The sequence below is a fragment of the Actinomyces wuliandei genome, assembly GCF_004010955.1.
In the GTDB taxonomy this organism is placed as follows: domain Bacteria; phylum Actinomycetota; class Actinomycetes; order Actinomycetales; family Actinomycetaceae; genus Actinomyces; species Actinomyces wuliandei.
The window spans coordinates 1,345,763-1,370,595 of the sequence record NZ_CP025227.1 but is presented as its reverse complement, the minus strand read 5'-3'; the positions used below and the strand labels follow the sequence as shown (position 1 = coordinate 1,370,595).

20 protein-coding genes and 1 tRNA gene are annotated in these 24,833 nt (G+C 67.9%); 10 read left to right on the top strand and 11 right to left on the bottom strand.

Annotated elements, in window-relative coordinates; translation table 11 throughout:
• Positions 1-244: 244 nt before the first annotated feature.
• The 6 genes from CWS50_RS05670 to polA form a co-directional block, all read right to left on the bottom strand.
• Positions 245-1,498: an arginine deiminase gene (locus CWS50_RS05670; protein WP_127842005.1), complete on the bottom strand. Its 1,254-nt coding sequence runs from the start codon at positions 1,496-1,498 to the stop codon at positions 245-247.
• A 159-nt stretch (positions 1,499-1,657) separates the two neighbouring features.
• Positions 1,658-3,115, bottom strand: coding sequence for an arginine-ornithine antiporter (arcD, locus tag CWS50_RS05665; protein WP_127842004.1), 1,458 nt, complete (start codon positions 3,113-3,115; stop codon positions 1,658-1,660).
• A 212-nt stretch (positions 3,116-3,327) separates the two neighbouring features.
• Positions 3,328-5,424, bottom strand: coding sequence for an excinuclease ABC subunit UvrB (uvrB, locus tag CWS50_RS05660; RefSeq protein WP_127842003.1), 2,097 nt, complete (start codon positions 5,422-5,424; stop codon positions 3,328-3,330).
• 34 nt (positions 5,425-5,458) lie between these two features.
• Positions 5,459-6,088, bottom strand: coding sequence for a dephospho-CoA kinase (coaE, locus tag CWS50_RS05655; protein ID WP_127842002.1), 630 nt, complete (start codon positions 6,086-6,088; stop codon positions 5,459-5,461).
• A 148-nt stretch (positions 6,089-6,236) separates the two neighbouring features.
• Entirely contained in the window at positions 6,237-7,688 is a 1,452-nt protein-coding gene (gene rpsA, locus CWS50_RS05650) for a 30S ribosomal protein S1 (protein ID WP_127842001.1), read from the bottom strand.
• A 381-nt stretch (positions 7,689-8,069) separates the two neighbouring features.
• Positions 8,070-10,985 (bottom strand): DNA polymerase I, encoded by a 2,916-nt coding sequence (gene polA, locus CWS50_RS05645; RefSeq protein WP_127842000.1) that lies wholly within the window; start codon positions 10,983-10,985, stop codon positions 8,070-8,072.
• Between the two features lie 17 nt (positions 10,986-11,002).
• On the opposite strand from polA, the gene CWS50_RS05640 reads away from it, so the two are divergent.
• A complete protein-coding gene (locus CWS50_RS05640) occupies positions 11,003-11,611 on the top strand; it encodes a PaaI family thioesterase (protein WP_127841999.1) in 609 nt (202 codons plus the stop codon).
• 34 nt (positions 11,612-11,645) lie between these two features.
• On the opposite strand, the gene CWS50_RS05635 is transcribed toward CWS50_RS05640, so the two are convergent.
• On the bottom strand, positions 11,646-12,263 hold the full coding sequence (locus CWS50_RS05635; protein WP_127841998.1) for an ANTAR domain-containing response regulator: 618 nt from the start codon (positions 12,261-12,263) through the stop codon (positions 11,646-11,648).
• Positions 12,264-12,317: 54 nt separating this feature from the next.
• Here CWS50_RS05635 and CWS50_RS05630 point away from each other — a divergent pair.
• A tRNA-Leu gene (locus CWS50_RS05630) sits at positions 12,318-12,391 on the top strand.
• A 481-nt stretch (positions 12,392-12,872) separates the two neighbouring features.
• On the opposite strand, the gene CWS50_RS12930 is transcribed toward CWS50_RS05630, so the two are convergent.
• The 3 genes from CWS50_RS12930 to CWS50_RS05620 form a co-directional block, all read right to left on the bottom strand.
• A complete protein-coding gene (locus tag CWS50_RS12930) occupies positions 12,873-13,010 on the bottom strand; it encodes a hypothetical protein (protein WP_164860088.1) in 138 nt (45 codons plus the stop codon).
• A 631-nt stretch (positions 13,011-13,641) separates the two neighbouring features.
• Positions 13,642-13,878 (bottom strand): hypothetical protein, encoded by a 237-nt coding sequence (locus tag CWS50_RS05625; protein WP_127841997.1) that lies wholly within the window; start codon positions 13,876-13,878, stop codon positions 13,642-13,644.
• Between the two features lie 135 nt (positions 13,879-14,013).
• Positions 14,014-14,289, bottom strand: coding sequence for an arginase family protein (locus tag CWS50_RS05620; protein ID WP_127841996.1), 276 nt, complete (start codon positions 14,287-14,289; stop codon positions 14,014-14,016).
• 432 nt (positions 14,290-14,721) lie between these two features.
• Between CWS50_RS05620 and CWS50_RS05615 the strand changes: the two genes are divergently transcribed.
• From CWS50_RS05615 to CWS50_RS05580, 8 genes are all read left to right on the top strand, one after another.
• A complete protein-coding gene (locus CWS50_RS05615; RefSeq protein WP_164860087.1) occupies positions 14,722-15,297 on the top strand; it encodes a TetR/AcrR family transcriptional regulator in 576 nt (191 codons plus the stop codon).
• A gap of 111 nt (positions 15,298-15,408) precedes the next feature.
• The gene (locus CWS50_RS05610; protein ID WP_127841994.1) at positions 15,409-16,287 is read left to right on the top strand and encodes a dimethylarginine dimethylaminohydrolase family protein; all 879 of its coding nucleotides are present in this window, start codon (positions 15,409-15,411) and stop codon (positions 16,285-16,287) included.
• A gap of 726 nt (positions 16,288-17,013) precedes the next feature.
• Positions 17,014-18,723 (top strand): amidohydrolase, encoded by a 1,710-nt coding sequence (locus CWS50_RS05605; protein ID WP_127841993.1) that lies wholly within the window; start codon positions 17,014-17,016, stop codon positions 18,721-18,723.
• A gap of 201 nt (positions 18,724-18,924) precedes the next feature.
• The gene (locus CWS50_RS05600) at positions 18,925-20,082 is read left to right on the top strand and encodes an ABC transporter substrate-binding protein (RefSeq protein WP_127841992.1); all 1,158 of its coding nucleotides are present in this window, start codon (positions 18,925-18,927) and stop codon (positions 20,080-20,082) included.
• The gene (locus CWS50_RS05595) at positions 20,063-21,112 is read left to right on the top strand and encodes a FecCD family ABC transporter permease (protein ID WP_127841991.1); all 1,050 of its coding nucleotides are present in this window, start codon (positions 20,063-20,065) and stop codon (positions 21,110-21,112) included. The genes CWS50_RS05600 and CWS50_RS05595 overlap by 20 nt, the downstream gene beginning before the upstream one ends.
• A complete protein-coding gene (locus tag CWS50_RS05590) occupies positions 21,105-21,953 on the top strand; it encodes an ABC transporter ATP-binding protein (RefSeq protein ID WP_206610478.1) in 849 nt (282 codons plus the stop codon). Before CWS50_RS05595 ends, CWS50_RS05590 begins: the two co-directional genes overlap by 8 nt.
• Before the next feature lie 85 nt (positions 21,954-22,038).
• Positions 22,039-22,695, top strand: coding sequence for a hypothetical protein (locus CWS50_RS05585; protein WP_127841990.1), 657 nt, complete (start codon positions 22,039-22,041; stop codon positions 22,693-22,695).
• On the top strand, positions 22,692-23,402 hold the full coding sequence (locus CWS50_RS05580) for a hypothetical protein (protein ID WP_127841989.1): 711 nt from the start codon (positions 22,692-22,694) through the stop codon (positions 23,400-23,402). Before CWS50_RS05585 ends, CWS50_RS05580 begins: the two co-directional genes overlap by 4 nt.
• Here CWS50_RS05580 and pyk read toward each other — a convergent pair.
• Positions 23,390-24,820, bottom strand: coding sequence for a pyruvate kinase (pyk, locus tag CWS50_RS05575; protein WP_127841988.1), 1,431 nt, complete (start codon positions 24,818-24,820; stop codon positions 23,390-23,392). The two genes, CWS50_RS05580 and pyk, sit on opposite strands and share 13 nt — an antisense overlap.
• Positions 24,821-24,833: the final 13 nt, after the last annotated feature.

Here is a 24,833-nt window from a genome sequence, read left to right as displayed (position 1 = left end):
CCTGACCCGGTCGCCCGTGGTGACGACGTCGCCGTTAGCGGGAGTACTCCCCTCCGCACGGTCTTTCTCGCAGTCTAGCGGCTGCCTCCCCCGCCGTACCAGCCACCGTGGGGTCACAAGTGTGGGGTGCGTGACGCCGAGGTGTCCTGCGCCCCACCCACTGAGCCTCTCCTGCACCTCCGACGGCTCAGGACACCTGCCCACCAAGCGCCCTGACAGGGCACCGGCCCCTCCTGGCAACGGGTCAGTAGGCCGGGTCACGGTCAATAGGGCAGGTCATGCAGTGGCTGCCACCGCGTCCACGACCGAGCTCGGAGGAGGGGATCTCCAGGACCTCAATGCCGGCGGCACGCAGGCTGGCGTTGACGGAGTAGTTGCGGTCGTAGGCCACCACCACGCCCGGGGAGAGGGCCACGACGTTGTTGCCATCGTTCCACTGCTCACGCTCCGCGCCGTAACGGCCTGCGGTAGAGGTGACCGGCCACAGGCGGACCCCCAGCGCCTGGGAGACCGTGCCCGCAAAGTCCCCGCCGTCGTGGGTGACCCGGATGCCGCCGCGCTGCGACTCGTCAGGACGCAGGGAGAAGACCTCCATCTCCCTGACCACGGGCTCGTAGATGTTGACCACCTCCTCAGAGCACAGGGTGAACACGGTGTCCAGGTGCATGGCGGCGCGCTCCTTGGGCATGCGGGCAGCGATGACACGCTGCGCCGAGCCAGCCTGGAACAGCGAGCTGGCGATCCGGCTGACCGCTTGGAAGGTGGAGCGCTCTCCCATCCCGACCAGGACGACCCCCTTGCCCACCGGCATGATGTCGCCGCCCTCGATAAAGGTGTACCCCGCGTCCTCGTCCAGCGTGTCCAGCCAGGTTCGGTAGGTGTAGTCGAACAGCGGGTGGAACCTGTAGACCGCAGCCAGCAGGAGCACCTCGCGCTGTCGGGCCTCCCAGAACATGGAGGACAGCTCCACGCCGTCGTAGATCCACGCCGAGTTGTCCCGCGTGAACAGGGTGTTGGGCAGGGGGGCGATGAGCAGCTCGGGGTCGTCGCTGTTGACGTGGTAAGGGGCGATGCACGTGCCAAACACGTCGGTGGGCACCTGGTCGGAGACCAGTCCCCCGATGAGCAGGTCAGCAAGCTGGCTGGAGGGCATCTCCTCCATCCAGGCCCGCAGGTCCTCAGCCACCCCGACCCCCATGGCAGCGTGGTTGACCCTACGGTCCAGTACGAAGGCCCGCCCCTCGGGCAGGCTCAGCACGTCGGAAAGCAGGTCGTGCAGCTCCAGGACCTCCACGCGCCGCTCACGCATGAGGCTGACAAACAGGTCGTGGTCGCGCTGGGCCCTGGGCACGTCCAGGACGTCGTCGAAAAGCAGGTCGTGGCAGTTGGTCGGGGTCAGGTGCTCATGGGCACGGCCCGGTCGACACACCATGACGCGTCTGAGCGTACCGACCTCGGACCAGACGCCGTGGCTGACGGTGGTTGCAGCAGTCGCCATGATTCTCCCTCTCGGTTCTTGTCTGTTGGCTAACTGTGGCGTCTTCCTGCGCCCCCGAGACCGTGACTCGGCAACCGTGGCTCAGAGGCCCGCGCACCTGCGCGTCCTCTCCCGGTACCCCGGCACCAGGGTCGGCTCCCCGAACAACTCACAGGCACCTCACAGGGACAGGGTCCCGTGAGCCAGGCCGTAGACCGCGTAGGCTGACGCCGCCACCAGGACGGCCACCAGGGCCTGTTCCGTCCGGGTCAGGACAGGTGCCCCGCGCTCACGACACGCCACGACGAAGAAGGGCAGGCCGACAAGGTAGAAGATCGCGGTGTACAACAGGTAGACCGGGCCGGCGGCGTAGAGGAGCCACACCCCGTACAGGGTTCCGCCCAGCCCGACGAGCAGGTCCCCCCAGGCTCCGTTCCCGGCCCGCCTCGCCCGCAGCGCCACCATGACCTGGTACAGGGCGGAGAGCAGGTAGGGCAGCAGGATGAGCGAGGAGGCCAGAAGAATAAGGGTGGTGTAGGTGGAGGCGTTGAAGTAGGTCCACACCAGGAAGATCTGGACCAGCCCCATGGTCAGCCACAGGGCGGCAGCAGGCACGCCCTTGCTGCTCTCCCGGCCGAAGATCCTGGGCATGAGGCCCTCCTGGGCCGGGACTCGGACGATCTCGGCGCACATGAGAAACCAGGACAGCAGCGCCCCGACCAGGGAGACGACCAGGCCCAGAGCGATGAGCCGCGCGCCCCAGGGACCGACAGCCGCCTCCAGCACCCCGGCCAGGGAGGGGTCAGCCAGGGCGGCCAGCTCAGTACGTGGCATGATCCCGTAGGACAAGATGTTGATGGCCAGCAGAAGCGCCAGCACGGAGACGAAGCCGAGGATGGTAGCCCGCCCCACGTCGGTGCGGGAGCGGGCGCGCTCAGAAAAGACAGAGGCTCCCTCCACGCCGATGAACACCCACACGGTGACCAGCATCATGCCCCGGACCTGGCTCAGCACTGAGCCCAGAGAGGGGTCGGCGGCACCCCAGAAGTCCTGGGTGAAGACGTCAAGCCGGAAGGCGAGCACACCGATGACGACAAAGACGACCAGGGGCACGACCTTGCCGACCGTTACGACCGCGTTCACGATCGATGCCTCACGTATTCCCCGCAGAATGAGCACGTGGAACAGCCACATAACGACAGAGGCAATAATAATGGCCTGCGCCGTGTTTCCATCCCCGAAACCTGGAAGGAAGACACCGAGGGACGCCATGAGGAGGACCAGATAGCCGACGTTTCCGATCCACGCCGAGACCCAGTACCCCCACGCCGAGGAGAATCCCACCAGGTTGCCGAATCCGGCCCTGGCGTACCCGTAGATCCCGGCGTCAATGTCCGGCCTGCTCAGCGCCAGGCGCTGGAAGACGAAGGCGAGCATGAGCATGCCGACCCCGGTGACGACCCAGCCCATGACAAGGGGTCCCGGGGCGGCCGCACTGGCCATCTGCTGAGGCAGGCCAAAGATCCCACCCCCGATCATCGACCCGACGACCAGCGCCGTCAGCGCCGTCAAGGGGACCTTCTGGGCAGGGGAACGGCTGTCCGTGGCAGAAGACTCCTGCGTACCGTGTGGGCTCATGCGCGTTTTCACTCCTCTGCGAGTCTCGACCTCGCCCCGACAATCGTGTGGCAGAAATCATTGTAGGGAGAGAAACGCGGGGAAGCAACACCAACATGCTTATGAATATTGAATCGCGACAACGAATACCAGGATGAATGGCTCCGAGGTTGCGCATTTATTTCTAGTGCTGCCGGACCGGGCCGCAATCGCCTGCCACCTCTTGGCACGCGCTACTGCGCCGCGCGCATGGACCGCAGCTCCTTCTTGAGGTCCTGCACCTCGTCACGCAGCCGTGCTGCCAGCTCGAAGTGGAGGTCCTGCGCGGCGGCGTGCATCTGCTCGGTCAGCTCGGCGATCAGGCCCTCCAGGTCCTCCTGGGCGCTGCCAGCCAGCCGCTCGCGCACGGTCGCCTCCGCCGCCTTCTTGCGGCGGGAGCGCACCTGGGCCTCCTCGTGGCCCCGGTACCCTCCGGCAAGAAGCTCGGCGGTGTCGACGTCCTCACGCGCCAGCATGTCAGTGACGTCGGCAATCCGCTTGCGCAGGGGCTGGGGGTCGATCCCGTGCTCGGTGTTGTAGGCCAGCTGCTTGACCCGCCGCCTCTCCGTCTCCTCAATGGCCTCAGCCATGGAGGGGGTGATGTGGTCGGCGTACATGTGGACCTCGCCGGAGACGTTGCGGGCGGCCCGCCCGATGGTCTGGATGAGGGAGCGTGTCGAGCGCAGAAACCCCTCCTTGTCCGCGTCCAGGATGGACACCAGGGAGACCTCCGGCAGATCCAGGCCCTCGCGCAGCAGGTTGATGCCTACCAGGACGTCAAAACTGCCTAGCCGCAGCTCGCGCAGCAGCTCGACGCGTCGCAGGGTGTCCACGTCAGAGTGGAGGTACTCCACCCGCACCCCTCGCTCCGCCAGGTAGGTGGTCAGGTCCTCCGCCATCCGCTTGGTCAGGGTGGTGACCAGGACCCGCTGGTCCCGCTCGGTGCGCTGACGCACCTGCTCCAGCAGGTCGTCGATCTGGCCCTGGGTGGGCCTGACCACCACCTTGGGGTCGACCAGGCCGGTCGGTCGGATGATCTGCTCGACCACACCGTCGGACAGGTCCGTCTCATAGTCTCCGGGAGTGGCCGACAGGTAGACGGTCTGCCCGATGCGCTCACTGAACTCGTCAAAGGTGAGAGGCCTGTTGTCCAGCGCGGAGGGCAGGCGGAAGCCGTGGTCGACCAGCGTGCGCTTGCGAGAGGCGTCGCCCTCGAACATGCCGCCGATCTGGGGGACGGTCACGTGGGACTCGTCGATGACAAGCAGGAAGTCCTCAGGGAAGTAGTCCAGCAGCGTGTTAGGCGGGGTACCCACCTCGCGCCCGTCAATGTGCAGGGAGTAGTTCTCCACCCCCGAGCAGGTCCCGATCTGCTGGAGCATCTCCAGGTCGTAGGTGGTGCGCATCCGCAGCCGCTGGGCCTCCAGGAGGCGGCCGTCACGTTCGAGCTCGGCCAGGCGCCCAGCCAGTTCCGCCTCGATACCCTGGATCGCCTGCTCCATGCGCTCCGGCCCGGCGACGTAGTGGGAGGCAGGGAAGACAAACACCTGGTCGGTGGTGTCGATGACGTCACCGCTGACCGGGTGCAGGGTGGCCAGGGCCTCGATCTCGTCCCCGAACAGCTCGATGCGGATGGCCAGCTCCTCGTACATGGGGATGATCTCCACCGTGTCGCCCCGGACCCGGAACGTGCCACGAGTGAAGTCCGTGTCGTTGCGGGTGTACTGCATGGACACGAAGCGGCGCAGCAGGTCGTCACGGTCCACCCGGTCCCCCACCGCAAGGGGCGTCATACGGTCCACGTACTCCTGGGGCGTGCCCAGCCCGTAGATGCACGACACCGAGGAGACGACGACGACGTCACGCCGGGTGAGCAGGGAGTTGGTGGCGGAGTGGCGCAGGCGCTCAACCTCGTCGTTGATGGAGGAGTCCTTCTCGATGAAGGTGTCCGTCTGGGGGACGTAGGCCTCGGGCTGGTAGTAGTCGTAGTAGGAGACGAAGTACTCCACCGCGTTGTTCGGCAGCAGCTCGCGGAACTCGGCGGCCATCTGCGCCGCTAGGGTCTTGTTGGGCTCTAGGACGAGGGTGGGGCGCTGGACCTTCTCCACCAGCCAGGCGGCCGTCGCGGACTTGCCAGTACCGGTGGCTCCCAGCAGCACGATGTCCTTCTCACCGGCCTCCAGACGCCGGGCCAGCTCGGCGATGGCAGTGGGCTGGTCGCCGCTGGGGCTGTAAGGGCTGACGACCTCAAAGGGCTTGACGGCACGGTGCAGGTCAGTGACAGGACGCATGCGCCCAAGGCTACGCGAGTGCCACGACAGCCGGTCAGGGGGCCAGCTGGTCCTCCCACAGGGAGGCGACGTCGCGTGCCAGGGCCTGCGGCGTCCCAGAGTTGACCAGGACCACGTCGGCCACGGCTCGTCGCTCGGCATCGGTCGCCTGGGAGGCGATACGGGCCATGGCCTGCTCAGCACCCAGTCCACGCTCGGCCAGTCGCTCCAGGCGCGTGTCCAGGTCAGCCTCCACCACCACCACGAGGTCGAACATGTCCTGCATCTGTCCCTCGACCAGCAGGGGCACGTCATAGACAGCCACCTCGCCAGCAGGCACCTCCTCCAGACGGGCCCAGGCCTCGGCAGCGATGAGCGGCAGGAGGACCTCCTCCAGACGGGCGCGACTGCCCTCGTCGGCAAAGACGATGCTGCCCAGCGCAGAGCGGTCCAGCGTGCCGTCGGCCTTGAGCACACCCTGGCCAAACTCCTCGACGACCGCTGCCAGGCCAGGGGTCCCCGGCCCGACGACGTCACGGGCGATGTCGTCGGCGGCGACCACGGTGGCACCGTGCTCGGCCAGGAGGTCAGCCACCGTGGACTTGCCAGTGCCGATCCCCCCGGTCAGGCCGACACGCAGCGCTCTGTCCGAGGGGTGAGGAGGACGACGGGTACCACGAGCCATAGCCCCATGATGCCCTCCCCCGGGCTCTCGGTCAGCTACGAACCGATATGAGCAGCAGCCAGGCGGCACACGACGTGGGGGTCCCACCCGGTCGGGTGGGACCCCCACACGCCTGTCGGCAGCAGCCAAGAACGTCGTGGTGTCGCTGTCAGTTACCGGTCAGCTTCTCCCTCAGGGCGGCAAGGGCCTCGTCAGAGGCGAGAGTGCCCGAGGCCTCGGACGGTGCCGAGGAGTAAGAGGTACTGCCAGCCGCCGCAGCCGCGCCCGAGTCCTGCTCCTCCTCCATCGCCCTGGCAACCTGGGCCTTGTGCGCCTCCCAGCGGGCCAGGGCAGCGGCGTACTCCGCCTCCCAGGCCTCGCGCTGGGCCTCGTACCCCTCGAGCCACTCGTTGGTCTCCGGGTCAAAGCCCTCCGGGTACTTGTAGTTGCCGTCCTCATCGTACTCAGCCGCCATGCCGTACAGGGACGGGTCGAAGTCCTCCGAGACGGGGTCCACGCCCTCGTTGGCCTGCTTGAGCGACAAGGAGATGCGACGACGCTCCAGGTCGATGTCGATAACCTTGACGAAGACCTCGTCACCGACCTTGGCGACCTGCTCGGGCACCTCGACGTGGCGTTGTGCCAGCTCGGAGATGTGGACCAGGCCCTCGATCCCGTCCTCGACACGGACGAAGGCACCGAAGGGAACCAGCTTGGTGACCTTCCCGGGCACCACCTGGCCGATAGCGTGGGTACGGGCAAAGGCCTGCCACGGGTCTTCCTGGGTGGCCTTGAGGGACAGGGAGACACGCTCCCGGTCGAAGTCCACGTCCAGGACCTCCACGGTGACCTCGGTTCCCACCTCGACGACCTCGGAGGGGTGGTCGATGTGCTTCCAGGACAGCTCGGAGACGTGGACCAGGCCGTCCACGCCCCCCAGGTCCACGAAGGCACCAAAGTTGACGATGGAGGAGACCACACCGGAGCGGACCTGGCCCTTCTGAAGGGTCTGGAGGAAGTTGGTGCGGACCTCGGACTGGGTCTGCTCCAGCCAGGCGCGGCGGGAGAGGACCACGTTGTTGCGGTTCTTGTCCAGCTCGATGATCTTTGCCTCAAGCGAACGGCCCACATAGGGCTGGAGATCGCGGACGCGCCGCATCTCGACCAGGGAGGCGGGCAGGAACCCACGCAGGCCGATGTCCAGGATCAGGCCGCCCTTGACGACCTCGATCACGGTACCGGTGACGACGCCGTCCTCCTCCTTGATGCGCTCGATCGTGCCCCAGGCACGCTCGTACTGAGCCCGCTTCTTACTCAGGAGCAGGCGCCCCTCCTTGTCCTCCTTCTGCAGGACGAGAGCCTCGATCTGGTCACCAACGGCAACGATCTCGTCGGGATCGACGTCATGCTTGATGGACAGCTCGCGGGCCAGGATGACGCCCTCGGTCTTGTAGCCGATGTCGAGGAGGACCTCGTCGCGGTCGACCTTGACGACAGTGCCCTCGACGATGTCACCGTCGTCGAAGTACTTGATGGTCTCGTCGACGGCAGCGAGGATCTCCTCGGTCGCACCGATGTCGTTGACTGCGACCGGGGCGGGGCTGGGCGGAGTGGTGGTCATTGAGTGGTTGCTCCGAATACGGATAGGTGGTTCGGGTTGACAGGGACCGTGCGTCCCCCGCGCCCTGTGCCGGCCCGGACCGGCTCACGACGCGGCTGGGACCAGAGTAAAGAAGATGCCCAGGAACGCACGCAAGTACCCTATCAGCACGTGACGGAGCCGTGACTGGACTGTTCCCCGTCCCCGCTCCCCGAACACGTGCAATCGCTCACATTCACCTCCTCAGGCCTGGTCGACCGGGAACAGCGCGGGAAGAGTAGTGGGGGAAGGCACCGAGCAGGCCGGCTCAGCGAGGCGGAGAAGACGAGGAAGAGGAAGGCGGCGACAGGAGGCCGTGGCTGGCGGCGCCAGCCGCAGTACGTCGTACGTGTCGGTAGCGCGTCAGTGGCTGGCGGCCCGCCAGCTGAGCCCGCTGCCGGTGGCGACGTCCAGCGGCACCGACAGCTGCGCGGCCTGGCTCATCCGCTCCTGGAGCAGCCCCTTGACGACGTCGGCCTCCCCAGCGGCCACCTCCACCAGCAGCTCGTCGTGGATCTGGAGCAGCAGGCGGCTCGCGAGCCCCTCCTCAGCCAGTGCCCGGTCCACGTCGATCATGGCCTTCTTGACGATGTCAGCCGCGCTGCCCTGGATCGGGGCGTTGAGGGCCGCCCGCTCCGCCATCTCACGGCGCTGGCGGTTGTCGCTGGTGAGGTCGGGCAGGTAGCGGCGGCGGCCGAACATGGTCTGCGTGTAGCCGTCCCTGCGGGCCTGCTCGACCACGGACTCCAGGTAGTCACGCACCTGTCCGAAGCGGGCGAAGTAGGCGTCCCTCAGGGCAGCCGCCTCGGCGTTGCCGATCCCGAGCTGACGGGCCAGGCCGAAGGTGGACAGCCCGTAGGCCAGCCCGTAGCTCATGGCCTTGATGTGGCTGCGCTGCTGGGAGGAGACCTCGGCGACTGTGGTGCCGTGCACCAGGGCGGCTACGTAGCGGTGCAGGTCCTCGCCGCTGCGGAAGGCCTCGATCAGCGCCTCGTCCCCGGACAGGTGCGCCATGATCCGCATCTCGATCTGGGAGTAGTCCGCAGTCACAAGGCACTCGTAGCCATCCCCGACCGTGAAGGCCTCCCGGATACTCAGCCCCTCCTCGGTACGCGCCGGGATGTTCTGCAGGTTCGGGTCCTTCGACGACAGGCGCCCGGTGGCGGCGATCGTCTGCTGGAAGGTGGTGTGGATACGACCGTCGGGCTGGACCGCCTTGCGCAGGCCCTCCACGGTCTGACGGAGCTTGATGGCGTCACGGTGCTCCAGGAGGTGCTCCAGGAAGGGGTGCCCCGTCCGGGCGTACAGGGTGGCCAGGGCCTCGGCGTCCGTGGTGTACCCGGTCTTGGTCCGCCTCGTACGAGGCATGTCGAGCTCGTCGAACAGCACCGTCTGGAGCTGCTTGGGACTGGAGAGGTTAAGCTCGTGGCCAGCTGCGGCAAAGGCGGCCTCGGCGGCGCGGGTCACCCGGGCGTCCAGCTCGGCCTCCCGGCGGGCCAGTACGGTGTCGTCCACGGCGATGCCGGTGTGCTCCATCATCGCGAGGGTGGCAGCCACGGGCATCTCCAGCCCGGTGAAGAGCCCCGTGCTCTCGCGCTGGGCCACCTGGGCGTCCAGGACCTCCTGGAGGCGCGGCAGGAGCCCTGCTCGGCGGGCGCTGGCCAGGACCTCCTCAGGGGCTTCCTTGAGGACGTGGCCGTCGTCGGGGGGGCTGTCCAGGGAGCCCAGGTCCAGGGCGGTCTGGTCCGGCTGCTGCGTGCCTCCCGGGCACACAGGCTGGGGCAGGGGGTCCAGGGAGTCCAGGTCGATGCCGAACCAGCGCTGCGCCAGGTCCTTGACCGCGTAGGAACGCTGCTCAGGACGGCACAGGTAGGCTGCCAGGGACGGGTCGGCTGCTACACCGTCCAGGCGCATCCCACGGGCTTCCAGGGCGTGCCAGGAGCCCTTGGCGTCAGCCACGACCTTGGGCCGTGACGTGTCAGCGAGCAGCCGGGCCAGGGCGGCCTCATCCTCCGGCATGACCAGGGACGGGTCCACCACCACGGCCCTGTGGCCGTCGCTCAGCGACAGCAGGGTGACCTCCCCCAGCACCGGCTGCAGGCTGCCCACGACGTCCAGCCCCACGACCCCCCCGACTCCCGCGACCCCCACGACACCGTCACGGGCTTGCTCGCCGCTACCGCCGTTACCGTCACTGGCATCACTGTCATCACTGTCGTCAGCGCCCGCACCCAGGTGCTGGTGCAGCCACTGCCCCAGTGACCCCGCAGGCAGGTTGCGGCCCAGGACCGAGACGTCCAGCGCCCTGAGAACCTCCAGCGGGTCTTGTCCCCCGGCTCCTGAACCGGTGCGTCCGTCGTGGTCGTCGTCAGCCAGTGGAAGCGTGCGCAGCGCGCGCTGGTGCAGCGTACGGAACTCCAGTGCCTCAAAGGCCCGGGCGAGGTCGCTGCGGCGGCTGCCGGACAGGCGGAGGTCCCTGCTCGGGCTCACGCCCAGGTCGAGGTCGGTCAGCAGCCGGTTGAGACGTCGGTTGCGCAGCACGTCGTCCAGGTGGTCGCGCAGCGACTGCCCCGCCTTGCCCCTGATCTGGTCGGCGCTGGCGATGACACCGTCCAGGCCGTCGTAGGCGGTGAGCCACCTGGCGGCAGTCTTGGGCCCCACGCCGGGAACTCCTGGTAGGTTGTCGCTGGGCTCGCCCACCAGGGCCGCCAGGTGCGGGTAGCGCTGGGGCGGCACGCCGTAGCGGGCCTCGACCTCCTCAGGCGTCATCCGGCGCAGCGTGGAGACCCCCTTGACCGGGTAGAGCACGGTGCAGTGCTGCGTCACCGTCTGGAAGGAGTCCCGGTCGCCCGAGCAGATGAGGACCTCCATCCCCTCTCGCTGGGCGGCAGCCGCCAGGGTGGCCAGGATGTCGTCGGCCTCGTAGCCCGGCGCGCTCAGGGTGGGCACCCTCATGGCGCCCAGCAGGTCCTGGATCAGCTCGACCTGGCCGGTCAGGGCCGCCGGGGTCTCCTCCCGGGTTCCCTTGTAGTCGGCGTACTCGCGGGTGCGGAAGGTCCCGCCAGGCAGGTCGAAGGCGACGGCGACGTGGGAGGGCCTCTCGTTGTCAAGCAGGGACAGGAACATTGAGGTGAAACCGTGGACGGCATTGGTGGCCTGGCCCGTCGAGGTGGTGAACCCGTCAGCCGGAAGGGCGTAGAAAGCCCGGAAGGCCATGGAGTGGCCGTCAACGAGCAGGAGGCGGCCGACGCGGTCAGGAGTGGTGGCGGTGGTGCTCACCGTGCCAGCCTAGGCCCATGACTGAGCATCATGACGACACCCCGGCCTGCGGCACGTCCCCGCAGGGCAGCGCGGCGGCAGCCTCACCTGCCGTCGTCGGGCCCAGCGGACCGGTAGGCCAGGACACCGGGGCCTGCCTGGCCGAGGTGAGCGCGGCACCTGTCGCCTTCCCGACCGCCTCTCCCCGCCCCTACCCGGACCCGCGCCCGGCAGGCTCGGCAGTCTCGGCGCCCAGCGCCCAGCGCCCGGTCCCGGCGGAGTCGCAAGCAGGGACCCTCATGGACACCCTGGCCATGGAGGTCCTGGTCCGCGGTGCAGAGCGCACCGTGGTCCGTATGCCTGTGGACGGAGCGCGCCAGGTAGCCGGGTTCCTCCACGGAGGCGCCAGTGCCGCCCTGGTCGAGACCGCCGCCTCCGTGGCTGCTCGGGCCGGGGCGCCCCAGGACAGCCTCCCGGTAGGAGCCGAACTGACGGTCAGCCACCTACGACCCGTCAAGGAGGGGTGGGTCACAGCACAGGCGCTTCCCGTCCACCGGGGGCGGCACACCGTGGTCTACGAGGTGAGCATCCACGACGACCAGGGACGGCAGGTGGCGCGCGGCAGCCTGCGCAGCCTGTTCACCTGAGCAGGAAGCCTCCCACCTGAGCTCAGCCAGGCGGTCAGGACTCCCTGGCTGAGCCCACCTGCTCCACGACGGCGTCAGCTACCTCGCGCATGGTGAGACGACGGTTCATTGAGGTCTTCTGCAGCCAACGGAACGCCTCCGGCTCACTCAGGCCCATCCGCTCCATGAGGAGGCCCTTGGCGCGGTCCACGCGCTTGCGCGTCTCGAAACGCTCGGTGAGGTCGCTGATCTCGTTCTCCAGCGACACGATCTCCTCGTGACGCGAGAACGCCACCTCGATAGCCGGGACGAGGTCGGCCGGAGTGAAAGGCTTGACCACGTAGGCCATGGCACCTGCGGCACCGGCACGCTCGACCAGGTCGGTCTGGGAGAAAGCGGTCAGCATGACGACGGCGCAGGAGTGCTTGTCAAGAATGCGCTCAGCAGCGGTGATGCCGTCCATGACAGGCATCTTGACGTCCATGACACACAGGTCCGGCCTGTTCTCCTCCGCCAGGCGGACAGCCTCCTCCCCGTCAGAGGCCTCCGCCACGACCTCGTAGCCCGCGTCAGTAAGCGTCTCGACAATGTCAAGGCGGATAATGGTCTCGTCCTCGGCGACGAGGACCCGGCGAGACCTGGAGGATTCTGTGGGTTCTGGCTCGTTGCTCACAGCCGCAATCCTAGTATGATCCTGCTGGTCACGCCGCAGCTGAGCGGACGGCGCGCCTCCGTAGCCCAATTGGCAGAGGCATCCGACTCAAAATCGGAGCAGTGTGGGTTCGAGTCCCACCGGAGGCACCCGGCACAGGCCGTCCCCCAGGGTGGCGGCCTTCTTTCGTCGGAGCCACGCGGCGGCCTCGGACCACCCGTCCCAGACGGTCAGCCTCACCCCAGTCCTCCACGCCGGGACATGAGGTACTCCAGGCGCCTGGCGGTAGCAGCCCGCTGGAACTGGGTGTCCTTCCTGGGGGTCGATGCCGTAGCCCCCGATCAGGAGGCTGAGAAGGAGGCACCCTATGACGTCCGTGCGCCCCCCGGGCCACGCCGTGAGGACCAACGAGTCCTGCCTCAGCAGGTCGTAGCCGACGGGCGCGGACACACTCTACTGGCCTGCGGGCGCACCGCCGTCCTCACAACCACCTCGGCGTCGGACGCGCTCCCGGAGCCGCTGTGGTACCTGAGTCCGGCAGCGCCCGCGCCCACTGCGTCCAGCCACGAAACCTGCTGACAGCCCCTCCCGAGACCGGTCGGACTCCCCGTGAAGCTGCAAGACGGTCTCTCAGGCGTACCCGCGCGCCAGCGCCCACCAAAGGTCGTCAGCCTCAGCCTCACCCCGTACCAGGGCCTCCCGCACGCTGTCGGCACCCACCCGCAGGGCCACCAGCCAGATGTTCCCCCACGTGCCTGGCACCTCCACGTGCCTGGAACCTCCACGGTGGCCTCCCCCGGCCTGCGTCCACTGAGCAACACGTTGACCGTGAAAGCGGCTCGCGAGTCAGGCCAGGCGGTATCAGCGTGGCTGAAAAGTGACTGAAGAAGGTGGAGGAGTGGATCCCGTCAGCGGCAAGACGGTGCGTCGCCCCCAGGGCACCACGCTGAGGGCCAGGAAAGGAAGGCCTAGGGAGACGAGGATGCCACCTCCGGTCAGGTCTCGGTGGGTGAGCAATGTAAAACCACGACCCGCAAGCGCCACCCCCACGAGGAGGAACAGGCTGGAGGCAAGGAGGGAGAACGGGCTGGAGCGACGCACCAGGGAGGCAGGCAGGTCGGTAGACGCGCCACCCCGGGGCAGGCGGGACCACGCCGACGTCGACCGGTACAGTCGGGTAGCCTCCACCGAGGTCTCTCAGGTGGCCGGTAGCCTGGTCGGGCTCGTAAGGGGGCGTGGACACGTCGACTCCTTCGGCACCGCTGGCCCTGCGCGTCACTAGTACTACCAGCACCGTCCCGCTCCCACAGCGTCCGCCGACGCAGCGGGCACCTCGCGGGATCGGCACGCCCGCGCTCGCATTGTCTACCAGGCAGGAAGGCGGTAGCAGTAGAGTCCGTCAGTCCCTGTCAGGCACGTCAATAGATGCGAGAAGCGGCTCCAGCGCACCCAGGAGCGGCGCAAGGTCCTCGTGCTGCGTGCAGGTCTCCAGCTCATCCACCTTGATGCCGACTACCTCGGTCCACGCCAACGCGGCGGTCGCGGCACGCAGGTCGGTGAGGGTGAGGCCTCCAGGAACCTGGTAGAACCCGGTAGTCAGTGGGCACAGTGCCAGGTTCCAGGACGTCGCAGTCAATGTCGCAGTCAATGTGGACGGCGACCGGTCTGTCGCCGACAGCCCGTCCGAGACGCTCGCCGAACCCGGGAGGGACCGGGCGCGACAAGGGTGAGATCGGTTCTCTTGACCAGGTCGGCCTCAGGCGGGTCGATGTCACGCACGCCCACACGAACCGTGCTCCCAGGAGCCAGTCCACCACCCAGGCCTGAGTCCCACTTCCAGCGGCCCCGCCAGGGCGAGCCCGCCGAGGTAGCCGGTGGCTGTGGTGGCAGGAGTGTTGATGTCGGCGTGGGCGTTGAGCCAGCGCACCACCACGTCGGGGCGCTGCTGCGCGACCACCGGGACGGTGGCCAGGGAGAGCACGCACCGGCTTGAGGCCGTGACAGGTCTGCGCCCCTCACCGAGAAGACGCTGGTAGTGCTCACGCATACAGGTCAGGTCCTCAAGGCCGGCACCGACAAGCAACCGCTGCACATCTTCACGCCGACAGCTCGTGCTAGCGGCTGGGAATCTAGTGTCATGACGCGGGTTCTGGGCTGCCTCGGTGCCCGGACGCGGCTGAAGATGTGTAGTGCAGCACGGGCTGCACATCTTCAGCCGCGTCCGGTTCTCTCGTAAGCCTCGTTTCCCCGCAGTCCCAGGAACTGTGCGGCTTCACCGCAGAACCAAGATGTGCAGCCGCGCGGAGCGCGGAGCTCAGTACCGCCAGAGTCGGAGGATGCCCGCGGCGCAGTGCCGAGCAGAACTTGCATCGGGGCAACAGAACTTGTACGCTCGTCTTGGTCAATCGCCCAAGACGGGTGTACGGCCTATCCGCACAGGTCCGCCGCGCGCCACGGCGGAGGAGATGAAAGGAGAGTCGTGCCTGAGACCGAGAAGACCTCGACCCGCCAGGCACTGATAGCCGCCGCCCAGGAGCTCGTCGTTGACGGTGGCTGGGGATCAGTGACCACACGTCGCGTCGCCGACCGTGCTGGGGTCAGCCCGGGTGTCGTGCACTACCACACGGGCAGCATCGAGCAGTTGCGACGTATCGCTGTCTGCGAGGGTGCGCGCGCGCTCCTGGAGGGTCCCTTCCGGGAGGCCGTGGATGCGCGTAGCCTCCGCGAGGGCCTGCTTGCCTTCCTTAGCCGTCTTGACTCCGGCCCTGACGACCCGAGAGTCGCCCTGCTCAACGAGGCGCTGGTCGCAGCCACGCACGACACTGCGCTGCGTACCGACCTTGCCGCGATGTTCTCTGCCTTCCGTTCCCGGCTCGTCGAGCGGCTCACCGCTCAAGAGGGGGCACAGACAGGGGAGGCCGAGGCCAGGGCACTCGTCCTGGTGGCCGCAGTCGACGGCTTCCTGCTGCAGAGCGCACTTGACCCCACTCTCGACGCAGATTGGTTTATCCGGGGGATGGAGCCTTTACTCATCACGGAGCTTGCCCCGGAGTGACACACAACCAGCCCAGGCCGTCAGCGTCTGGGACCACGGCCCGCTGCCACCAGTGACCTAGACAGGGCGCCGGGACAGCAGACCACTGCACAACCAAGCCAGAGGAGCATCATGATCCAGATCCACAACCCCAGCGACATCGCCCCGCTCAAGGAGGTCGTCGTCGGACCGTACAAGCGGTACGGATGGTGGCCGCTGGTGCGCGAGACGCTGCGCAGCCCCAACCTCAGCTACGTGTTCTACCTCTCCAACAACACGGTGAGCATCCCGGACCATGACATCGCCCAGCGCGAGCACGAGCAGTTTGTCTCCACCCTGCGTGAGGCCGGAGTCACCGTGCACACGCTGGACGCTCTTAAGGACGTCTCCGTCCAGCTCTACCCTCGCGACATCGCCTTCGCGGTTGACGACGTCCTGTTCCTGGCCCGCTCAGTAGACCCGGTGCGCCGTCGGGAGCAGAGGGCGCTCTACCCGCTGCTGGCAGAGGTCTCACGCGTCGTACCCCTGGACGACGGCTACATTGAGGGCGGGGACGTCATCGTCACTGACGACGTCGTGCTCGTGGGGCTCAGCGAGGCCACCGACCTCAAGGGGGTGGGCTCGCTGCGGCGCGCCTTCGCCAGGGCGGGGATCGACCGGGAGATTGTCCCCATCGAGTTCTCCCACCGCGGTGTGGTCCACCTGGACACCAAGCTCACCCTCGTGGGACCTGGGCTAGGCTACGTCTACTCTCCCGCCCTGGCACCCCGATCACGGGACAAGGTCGCCGAGCTCCTCAACCTGATCGAGGCCACCGAGGAGGAGATGCTCGCGCTCATGGTCAACACTGTTGCCTTGGCGCCCGACCGCGTCATCATTGATGAGCGCGCCACCCGTCTGGGGCGCAAGCTCGCCTCGCACGGTATCACCCCGGTGCCGCTGAAATTCACCGAGGTCACGCGATTCCCGGGAGGTTTCCGTTGCGCGACGCTCCCGCTAGTCAGGGGCTAGGTACCGGGGTCCTAGCCGTGACAGCGCCCTGCCGCACCCGGCATGACGTTGCCTGACCGCACACGTACCGTTTCCTCGCAGGACGACGACCCCCCACAGGACGACAGGCATGCCGACCCTCTGGGAGGGCCTTCTGCGAGGAAACGGTACGTATCACAGACACTGTGGCACTGCGCACCCGTGCGACGAAGCTCCCCAGTGCTCGGCGGGTTGGTGCCATGCTCACGGATCTCATTCATGAGGACCTGAGGTGCCCAGTCCGTTGGCAGCGTCGTCCAGGAGCACCGGCTCGGGGTTGCCTGGCTGCCGCTTAGTCCCGGCACTCCGTGTCCCAGTAGGCACCGGCTGGGGACAGACCCCGATACCACCCGCTCCCGCCTGTCACTACTTCTGGGTGCATCAGAGAATGCCTGCCTCCTCTCCCAGACCATGAGGTGCACATCTTCAGGCTTGAGCCACGCGTCCTTGTGGTCGACAAAGGGGCACGATCCTTGCAGCTTCGCGATCTCTCTCCTCCCAGATACGTCGGAACGCGAGTGAAGATGTGCAACAAGGAGCGCGCTGCACATCTTCAGGCAGCAGCCGTCAGGCTAACTCCTCTGGGCACAGCGGGATCCTGCAAGGACAAGGCCTTGGTGCGGCACACCAGGGCGATGAAGATGTGCAGCCTTGCTATATTCCCGCCGTTCGCAACGCCCCACCGTGCCAGGCGAGTTATAGTGGCACATGCCCGACCTGCTGATCCGGCACGCGCGCATCGTCGCCTTTCGTTCCCGCCCCACGCTCGCCGCCCTGCGCGCTTGCTCGCCCCGCCCCTCCCACTCCCCCACCGCGGAGCCCCCACCCCGTCCTCCTCAGCCCCGAGGCGCCACCGGTGCGGCCAGCGCTCAGGCACGCCCGGAGGAGGGCACACAAGTCACAGACATCCGCGTCTCCGCAGGACGTGTCACCCAGGTAGGCCCCAGCCTGCCCTACCACGGCGAGCAGATCCTGGACGTGCAGGGCTCCTACGTCATCCCGGGGCTGTGGGACGCCCATGCCCACCTGGACCTGGAAGCCGCCAGGAAGGGGCGCATCGACACCTCTGCCACCACCTGCGCCCAGGACGCGCTCGCCCTGGTGGCCCAGGCGCTGCGGGAGCACCCCCGCGACCGCCCGCCTGCCAGCGTGCAGGGCTTCGGCCACCGGCTCTCCCTGTGGCCGCAAGTACCCACCGTCGCCGAGCTTGACGCCGTGTGCGGTGACGTCCCGGTGGTCCTGGTCTCCGGCGACGCCCACTCCGGGTGGCTGAGCTCAGCGGCCCTGCGCCACCTCGGACTGCCCGGGGCCACCACCAGCGACCCGGGCGCGCCGCTCACCGAGGACGCCTGGTTCTCCGTCATGGACCGCCTGGACCTCATCCCCGGAACACGACAGCTGCGCGAGTCCGGATACCGTCAAGTACTGGACAACCTGCTGCGCCAAGGCGTCACCGGGGTGGTGGACATGAGCTGGGCACCCAGCCCGCAGGACTGGCCGCTGCGCCTGGCTGCCATGGCTGAGGCCGGTGTCACCACGACGCTTGGGGACGGGACGTCTGCGCTTGTACCGCGTATCCGCACCGCCGTGTACCGCGACCGCCTGGACCAGTGGATCGCCGCAGGCCTGCGCACCGGGCAGGGGCTGGAGGGCTCCCCCGTGGGTGAGGACGGAGTGCCGCTGCTCACCCAGGGGCCGCTCAAGGTCATCGCCGACGGCTCGATGGGCACCGCCAGCGCCCACGTGCACGACCCCTACCCCGAGTCCCTGGGGCTGAGCCACACCCACGGCGTGGTCAACATCGACCGCGAGGGGCTGACTGCCCTGATGACCCGTGCCTCACGGGCAGGGTTCGACATGGCGGTGCACGCGATCGGGGACGCCGCCGTGGACGACGTCGCCGCCGCCTTTGCCACCTCCGGTGCACGGGGTCGGCTTGAGCACGCCCAGCTGCTGCCGCACGACGCCGCCCAGGCCGGGACCGGAGCACTGGCCCGCCTGGTCGCGTGCGGGGTCGAGCTCTCCGTCCAGCCTGCTCACCTCCTGGACGACTGGCAGGCCGTGGAACGGGTCTGGCCCGGACGCAGACAGCGAGCCTACGCCTTTGCCGACATGGTGACGGCTGGCGCCCTGCTGCACCTGGGCTCGGACGCCCCGGTGGCCCCGCTGGACCCGTGGCTGGCCATGTCGGTCGCGGTCGGCAGAAGCACCCCAGACCACCAGGTGTGGTCACCCGACCAGCGGCTTACCACCGAGGAGGCCCTGGCGGCCTCCGTGGACGGGCAGGGGCCGGTGCGCCCCGGCTCCCGCGCCGACCTGGTCGTCCTGGAGGAGGACCCGCTGAGTCTTGGCGCCGACGCGCTGGCTGCCGTGCGCCCGCTGACCACCGTGGTCGCGGGCCGGATGCTGGCCCTGTGACCCGGTGCCCACAGAGCCGTCTCCGTAGGCCACACAGCCTGTCGCTCCCCGAGAGGCCACGACAGGTCCTGCCACCCCGACCCGGGATCCACGTTGTCACCGCGTCGAGATCATGTAAGGTTAGGCGACACTAACATCTCGTCCCCGCCGGAGCTCCTCCGCAGCGGCGGGTCCCGCCTACCACCTCAGAAGGGGCGCTGCATGAGCACCTACCTGTTCCGACGTCGCACGGTTGTCCAGGCTGCCACAGGCCTGGCCGCTACCCTCCCCGTCCTCCTCGCTGTCGGCGCCTGCTCGTCGCGGTCCGGCCAGGACACTGCCTCCCAGGAGCAGGCCACGCTGGCGGAACCCATCGTCGTCACCGACCAGCGGGGAAAGGAGCACACCTTCACCAGGCCCGTCGAGAGCATTGTGACCACCGTCATCCCCTCCCCCTCGATGCTCACGGCGATTGACCAGGGCTACGACCGCATCAAAGGGGTCAACGAGTCCACCGTCAACCGGGACAAGGGCTCCGTCTTCGAGACGATGTTCCCTGAGGCTGTGGCCAACAGGACCGTGGCCAACTCCGACTTCATCCCCAACGTCGAGGAGATCACCAGCATCAATCCCGACGTAGTCATCCAGTGGGCTGACCAGGGTGACGCCGCCACCTACATCGAGCCCATCGAGGCCGCAGGCTACCCCGTCATCGGCCTGACTTACGGGACCCAGGAGATGCTGGAGGAGTGGATCCAAATATTCGCCACCCTGCTGAGGCAGGAGGAGCGTGGCGAGCAGATTCTGGAGCGGATGCACCAGACCATCGCGTCCCTGGAGGCCTTTGCCGCCGAGCAGGACACCTCCCCCACGGTGCTCTTCCTGCGCTCGGCGGGAGACGAGGGCTACAACGCGGGCATGAGCTCGACCAAGGGCTACATGAACACCTGGATGACACTGTGCGGCGCAACCAACATCGGGGCCGACGTCGACTACTCAGGCACCAACGCGACCAGTGTCGAGCAGCTCCTCGACTGGGACCCTGACATCATCTACGTCTCCTCCATGACCGCCCTGACCCCCGCAGACATCTACGCGGACTCCTCGCTGTCGCAGCTGAAGGCGGTCAGGAGCAAGAAGATCTACGCGGTCCCCTCCGGCGGCTTCTGGTGGGATCCCCCCAGCGCCGAGTCGCACCTGATGATGATGTGGGCCGCCCAGGTGGCCTACCCGGACACTGCCACCTACGACCTGCGCTCCCAGATCAAGGAGAATTACGAGTTCCTCTACGGGTACCAGGTCTCCGAGGACGAGATCGACTCGATCCTCCGGCTCGAGGACAACGCCGACGCCGCAGGCTATGAGCAGTTCGCCCGCTGAGCCGACCGCACGAGGCAGGCTGCCCTGGCTCACCGTAGCCGTCATCGGAGTGGTCTCGCTGCTGGCCTGCCTGGTCGCGCTGTCGGTGGGACGCTTCCACGTCCCCGTCAACGAGGTCGCCCGGATGCTGACTGACCGGGTGCTGCCCCTGGAACGCACCTGGTACGAGCAGGAGGAGAGCATCGTCTTCGAGGTGAGGCTGCCGCGCGTCATCCTGTCCTTCCTCGTCGGCTCCGCCCTGGCCATCGCCGGTGCCGTGCTGCAGTCGGTGTTCCGCAACCCCTTGGTGAGCCCCCAGGTGCTGGGCGTCTCCGCGGGGGCCTCCTTCGGCGGGGTGCTGAGCATGGTGCTCGGCCTGGGCTCAGCAGGGCTGGTCGGCGGGGCCTTCGTCTTCGGCCTGGGGGCGCTGGTCTGCGTCGTCGCCTTCAGCCGCATCGTCTCCACCGCACCCCTGCTCATGATCGTCCTGGGCGGGGTGGTCATCAGCGCCCTGTTCAGTGCGCTGACCTCGCTGATGACCTACGTTGCCGACCCCTACCGGGACCTTCCCGCCATCACGTTCTGGCTGCTGGGCTCCCTGGCCACCGCAGGATGGGGCAGTGTGACCACAGCCCTACCGCCCATCATCCTGGGAACCGTGGTCGTCCTCCTCCTACGGTGGAGGCTCAACATCCTGGCCCTGGGCGACGACGACGCCCAGGCGCTAGGAGTCCCACCCGCACCGTACCGCAACGCCCTCCTGCTGGCAGTGGCGCTGCTGACCGCCGCGGCGATCGCCGTCTCAGGCGTGATCGGCTGGGTGGGGCTGCTGGTGCCGCACCTGTCCCGCCTCCTGGTGGGAAGTGACAACCGGGTCCTGCTGCCCGCCTCCTTCCTGCTGGGAGGCGGCTACCTCACCGTGGTGGACACGCTGGCGCGCACGCTGAGCCCGGTGGAGGTCCCGCTGGGAATCCTCACCGCGATCATTGGTGCACCGTTCTTCGTCATCCTCCTGGCACGGTTCCGAAAGCGGGTGTGGCTCAGTGACTGAGACAGCCATCAAGGCGGAGACCAGGCCAGAGACCAGATCAGATATCACGACAGGGGCCACCGCAGTGATCACGGCAGACGGTATCGGCTTCCGCTACGGCCGGGGCCAGTGGGTCTTTCGCGGGGTCAGCCTGCAGGTCGAGGCGGGCACGGTGCTGGCCGTGCTCGGCCCCAACGCACGGGGAAAGACCACCCTGGTCACCTGTCTGGCGGGGCTGAGGACGCCCACCGAAGGATCCGTCCACCACAACGCGGTCGTGGGATATGTTCCCCAGACCCACGGGGCAGCGGCCTCCTTCTCCGTCCTGGACATGGTGCTCATGGGACGGGCGCGGTTCGTCAAGGCCTACTCGAGCCCGGGCAGGGCCGACCACAAGGCCGCTCAGGAGGCCATCGAGCGTGTGGGCATCGGCCACCTCCAGGACCGTGACTACCACGCCCTGTCCGGCGGGGAGCGTCAGATGGTGCTCATCGCGCGCGCCCTGGCGACCGGCTGCCAGGTCCTGGTGCTGGACGAGCCGGCCTCCGCCCTCGACCTGCGCAACCAGGCCAGGGTGCTCGGCGTCCTCCAGTCCCTGACGCACGAGGGCCTGGCTGTGGTCATGACAAGCCACCACCCGGACCACGCCCTGCGGATCGCCCACCAGACGCTGCTCATCGTGGGTCCTGAGGACGTCCGGGTCGGCAGCAGCGAGAGGCTCCTGACCGCGCAGACGCTGTCCTCGCTCTACGGGCTGCCCGTGGAGACGCCCGAGGTCAGTATCGGCGGGGCGCCCCAGCGGGTGGTCGTCCCCGACTTCGGCGTCTCACGGCTAGTACCAAGGGCACCGCAGCCGGCATAGCAGACCCCTGCGGCAGCCAGAGACCTGGACGTGGGGCAGAAAGTGCCGACTCCTGAAACAACATGAAAGGACACGGAAGAACACTGTGACATACAAGGAACCACTGTGGCTCATGCCCGCGCCCGGGGCACGCTCGCCGGTCATGGGCTCTCCCGACCTACCGGAGGGATTCCGCGCGCTCGACCCCTACGACCTTGAGGATACCTCGCTGGAGGGCGTCCCCGGGATCCTCGTGTCGGGAATGTGCGACCAGCGTCATCTCGCCCGGCTGCGGGGGCGCTTCGACGCCTACCTCCACGACGGTGGGCGTATGCTCGTCAACGGCCACGTCGTTGACCCGTGGGTCACGGGCATGCCCACCTGGCGGCTCATCGACTACCGGGGCCCGCGCGACCTAGGCATCACGCGGCTCGCCTCCCACCCGGTGTGGGAGGGCCTCGACGTCTCCGAGCTGCTGTATCGGTCCGGCCCGCACGTACCCAGGACACCGCAGTCCCTGGAGCGCTACGGGGTAGCCGGCTTCTACGCCAGGGGGTACCTGCTCGACCTGCCCGAGGGCACCACCATCATCAATGCCCTGGGCCCGCTGAGGGCACCTGTTGACGTCGAGATCCCCGTCGGCAAGGGCAGGCTCGTCGTCCACGCCGGCCTGGACCTCGTCGTCTTCTCCGACACCCCGGGGACGACGCTGACATCTCTGAGCGACAACATCCGAACCTGGCTTGGAGGCGAGGCCGCATGACCACTCCCACTGCACCTACGGCTCCGAGGGTCCCCGACGGCCTCGGCACCACCCTGCCGGTCCCCGTCATCGGGCTGGCACACACCGGGACCGGATCACAGCTGCGGACGCTGGCGGACCCCGCCCTACGTCCCTACCGGCTCAGGGACCTGTACCTTCCTGACGTCACTGAGGACGACTTCGCGGACCTTGACGTCCTTCTCGTCGCCGACCGCTCACACCCCCGGCTGCTCGCCCGGCACGCCGAGGCGATGCTGAAGGTTGCGCGGTGGGGTGGGACGCTGGTCGTCTTCGGGGAGAACTCCGCCCACGAGTGGCTCCCGGGCGTGCGCTGGCAGGCACGGCCCACGAACTTCTGGTGGTGGCGCACCGGTGAGGACCACGGGATGCGCCTACGCTCACCGGAGCACCCTGTCTGGGGCTACCTCTCGCAGCGCGCCGTCATCTGGCACCAGCACGGCATCTTCCAGGCACCTGAGGGCGCTGTCCCGCTGGTGGCCTATGAGGAGGGCGGCGTGGAGGTGGGTGTCACCACCTACCTGGACGAGGTGAGCACGCCCGGGGCGATCCTGGTGACCAGTATGGATCCGTGCTTCCACCACGGTGCCGGGTTCATGCCGGGAGCCACCCAGCTCATCTACTGCGTGCTGCGCTGGGCGGAGGCCCGCTTCCACAACCAGGCCTCCTCCCACAGTCAGACCGTGTAGTCCGCCCTCTCACCCACCGTGTGGACGCGGATGGAGTTGGTGGAGCCAGGCGTGCCCGGAGGCATGCCGGCCACGATGACGACGACGTCGCCCGGGTTGGCCAGGTGCTTCTCCTGAAGGACCTCGTCGACCTGGGCGACCATCTCGTCGGTGTGGCGCACCTCGGGGACACGGTAGGTGGTCACGCCCCACGTGACCGACAGCTGGTTTCGGGTGGAGTCCAGAGGGGTGAAGGCCAGCAGAGGGATCGGGGAGCGCAGCCGGGACAGACGCCGTGCCGTGTCACCGGAGTGGGTGAAGGTCACCATGCAGGAGACGTCGAGCTGCTCGCTCATCTCCGCCGCAGCACGGGTCAGGGCCCCGCCACGCGTCTGCGGGTAGGAGCCGAGCTCGGCGATACGCTCCCCGCCGTTCTCCTCGACGTTCTCGATGATGCTGGCCATCGTGCGCACCGCCTCAATGGGGTAGGCGCCCACGGAGGTCTCTCCGGAGAGCATGACCGCGTCGGCGCCGTCCAGGATCGCGTTGGCGCAGTCAGAGGCCTCGGCCCGGGTGGGACGCGGGTTCTGGATCATGGACTCCAGCACCTGCGTGGCCACGATCACCGGCTTGGCCTGGCGCCTCGCGAGCTCGATGGCACGCTTCTGGACCAGTGGCACAGCCTCCAGGGGCATCTCCACACCCAGGTCACCTCGGGCCACCATGATGCCGTCAAAGGCGGAGACGATCTCGAAGAGGTTCTCCACCGCCTGAGGCTTCTCGATCTTGGCGATGACAGGGATGCGCACACCGACCTCGTCCATGATCTCGTGGACGTCCTTGATGTCGGCCGCGTTACGCACGAAGGACAGGGCGATGAGGTCGGCACCGATCCCCAGTGCCCAGCGCAGGTCGTCGCGGTCCTTCTCGCTCAGCGCCGGCACGGACACCGCCACGCCAGGCAGGTTGATGCCCTTGTTGTTGGACACGTAGCCGGGAACCTCGACCCTGGTGACGACATCGGTGTCCGTCACGGACACGACACGCACGGCGACGTTTCCGTCGTCAATGAGGAGGCGGTCGCCGGGGCGGCAGTCCCCGGGCAGGCCCTTGAAGGTGGTGGAGCACCGCTTGACCGTACCGAGCACCTCCTCGGTGGTGATGGTGAACTCGTCCCCTTTGTTGAGCATGACCTTCTGGTCGTTGACAAACTTGCCCAGACGGATCTTGGGGCCCTGAAGGTCCACCAGGATGGCCACGGCCCGCCCCGAGGCCCGCGCGGCGTCGCGCACGCGGTCAATGACCTCCTCCTGGTCCTCCGCCCTGCCGTGAGAGCGGTTGATACGTGCCACGTTCATGCCGGCGTCCACGAGCGCCTGCACCTGTTCGGGAGAGTCCGTGGCGGGGCCGAGGGTACATACGGTCTTGGCTCTGCGCATGGGCCAATCCTAC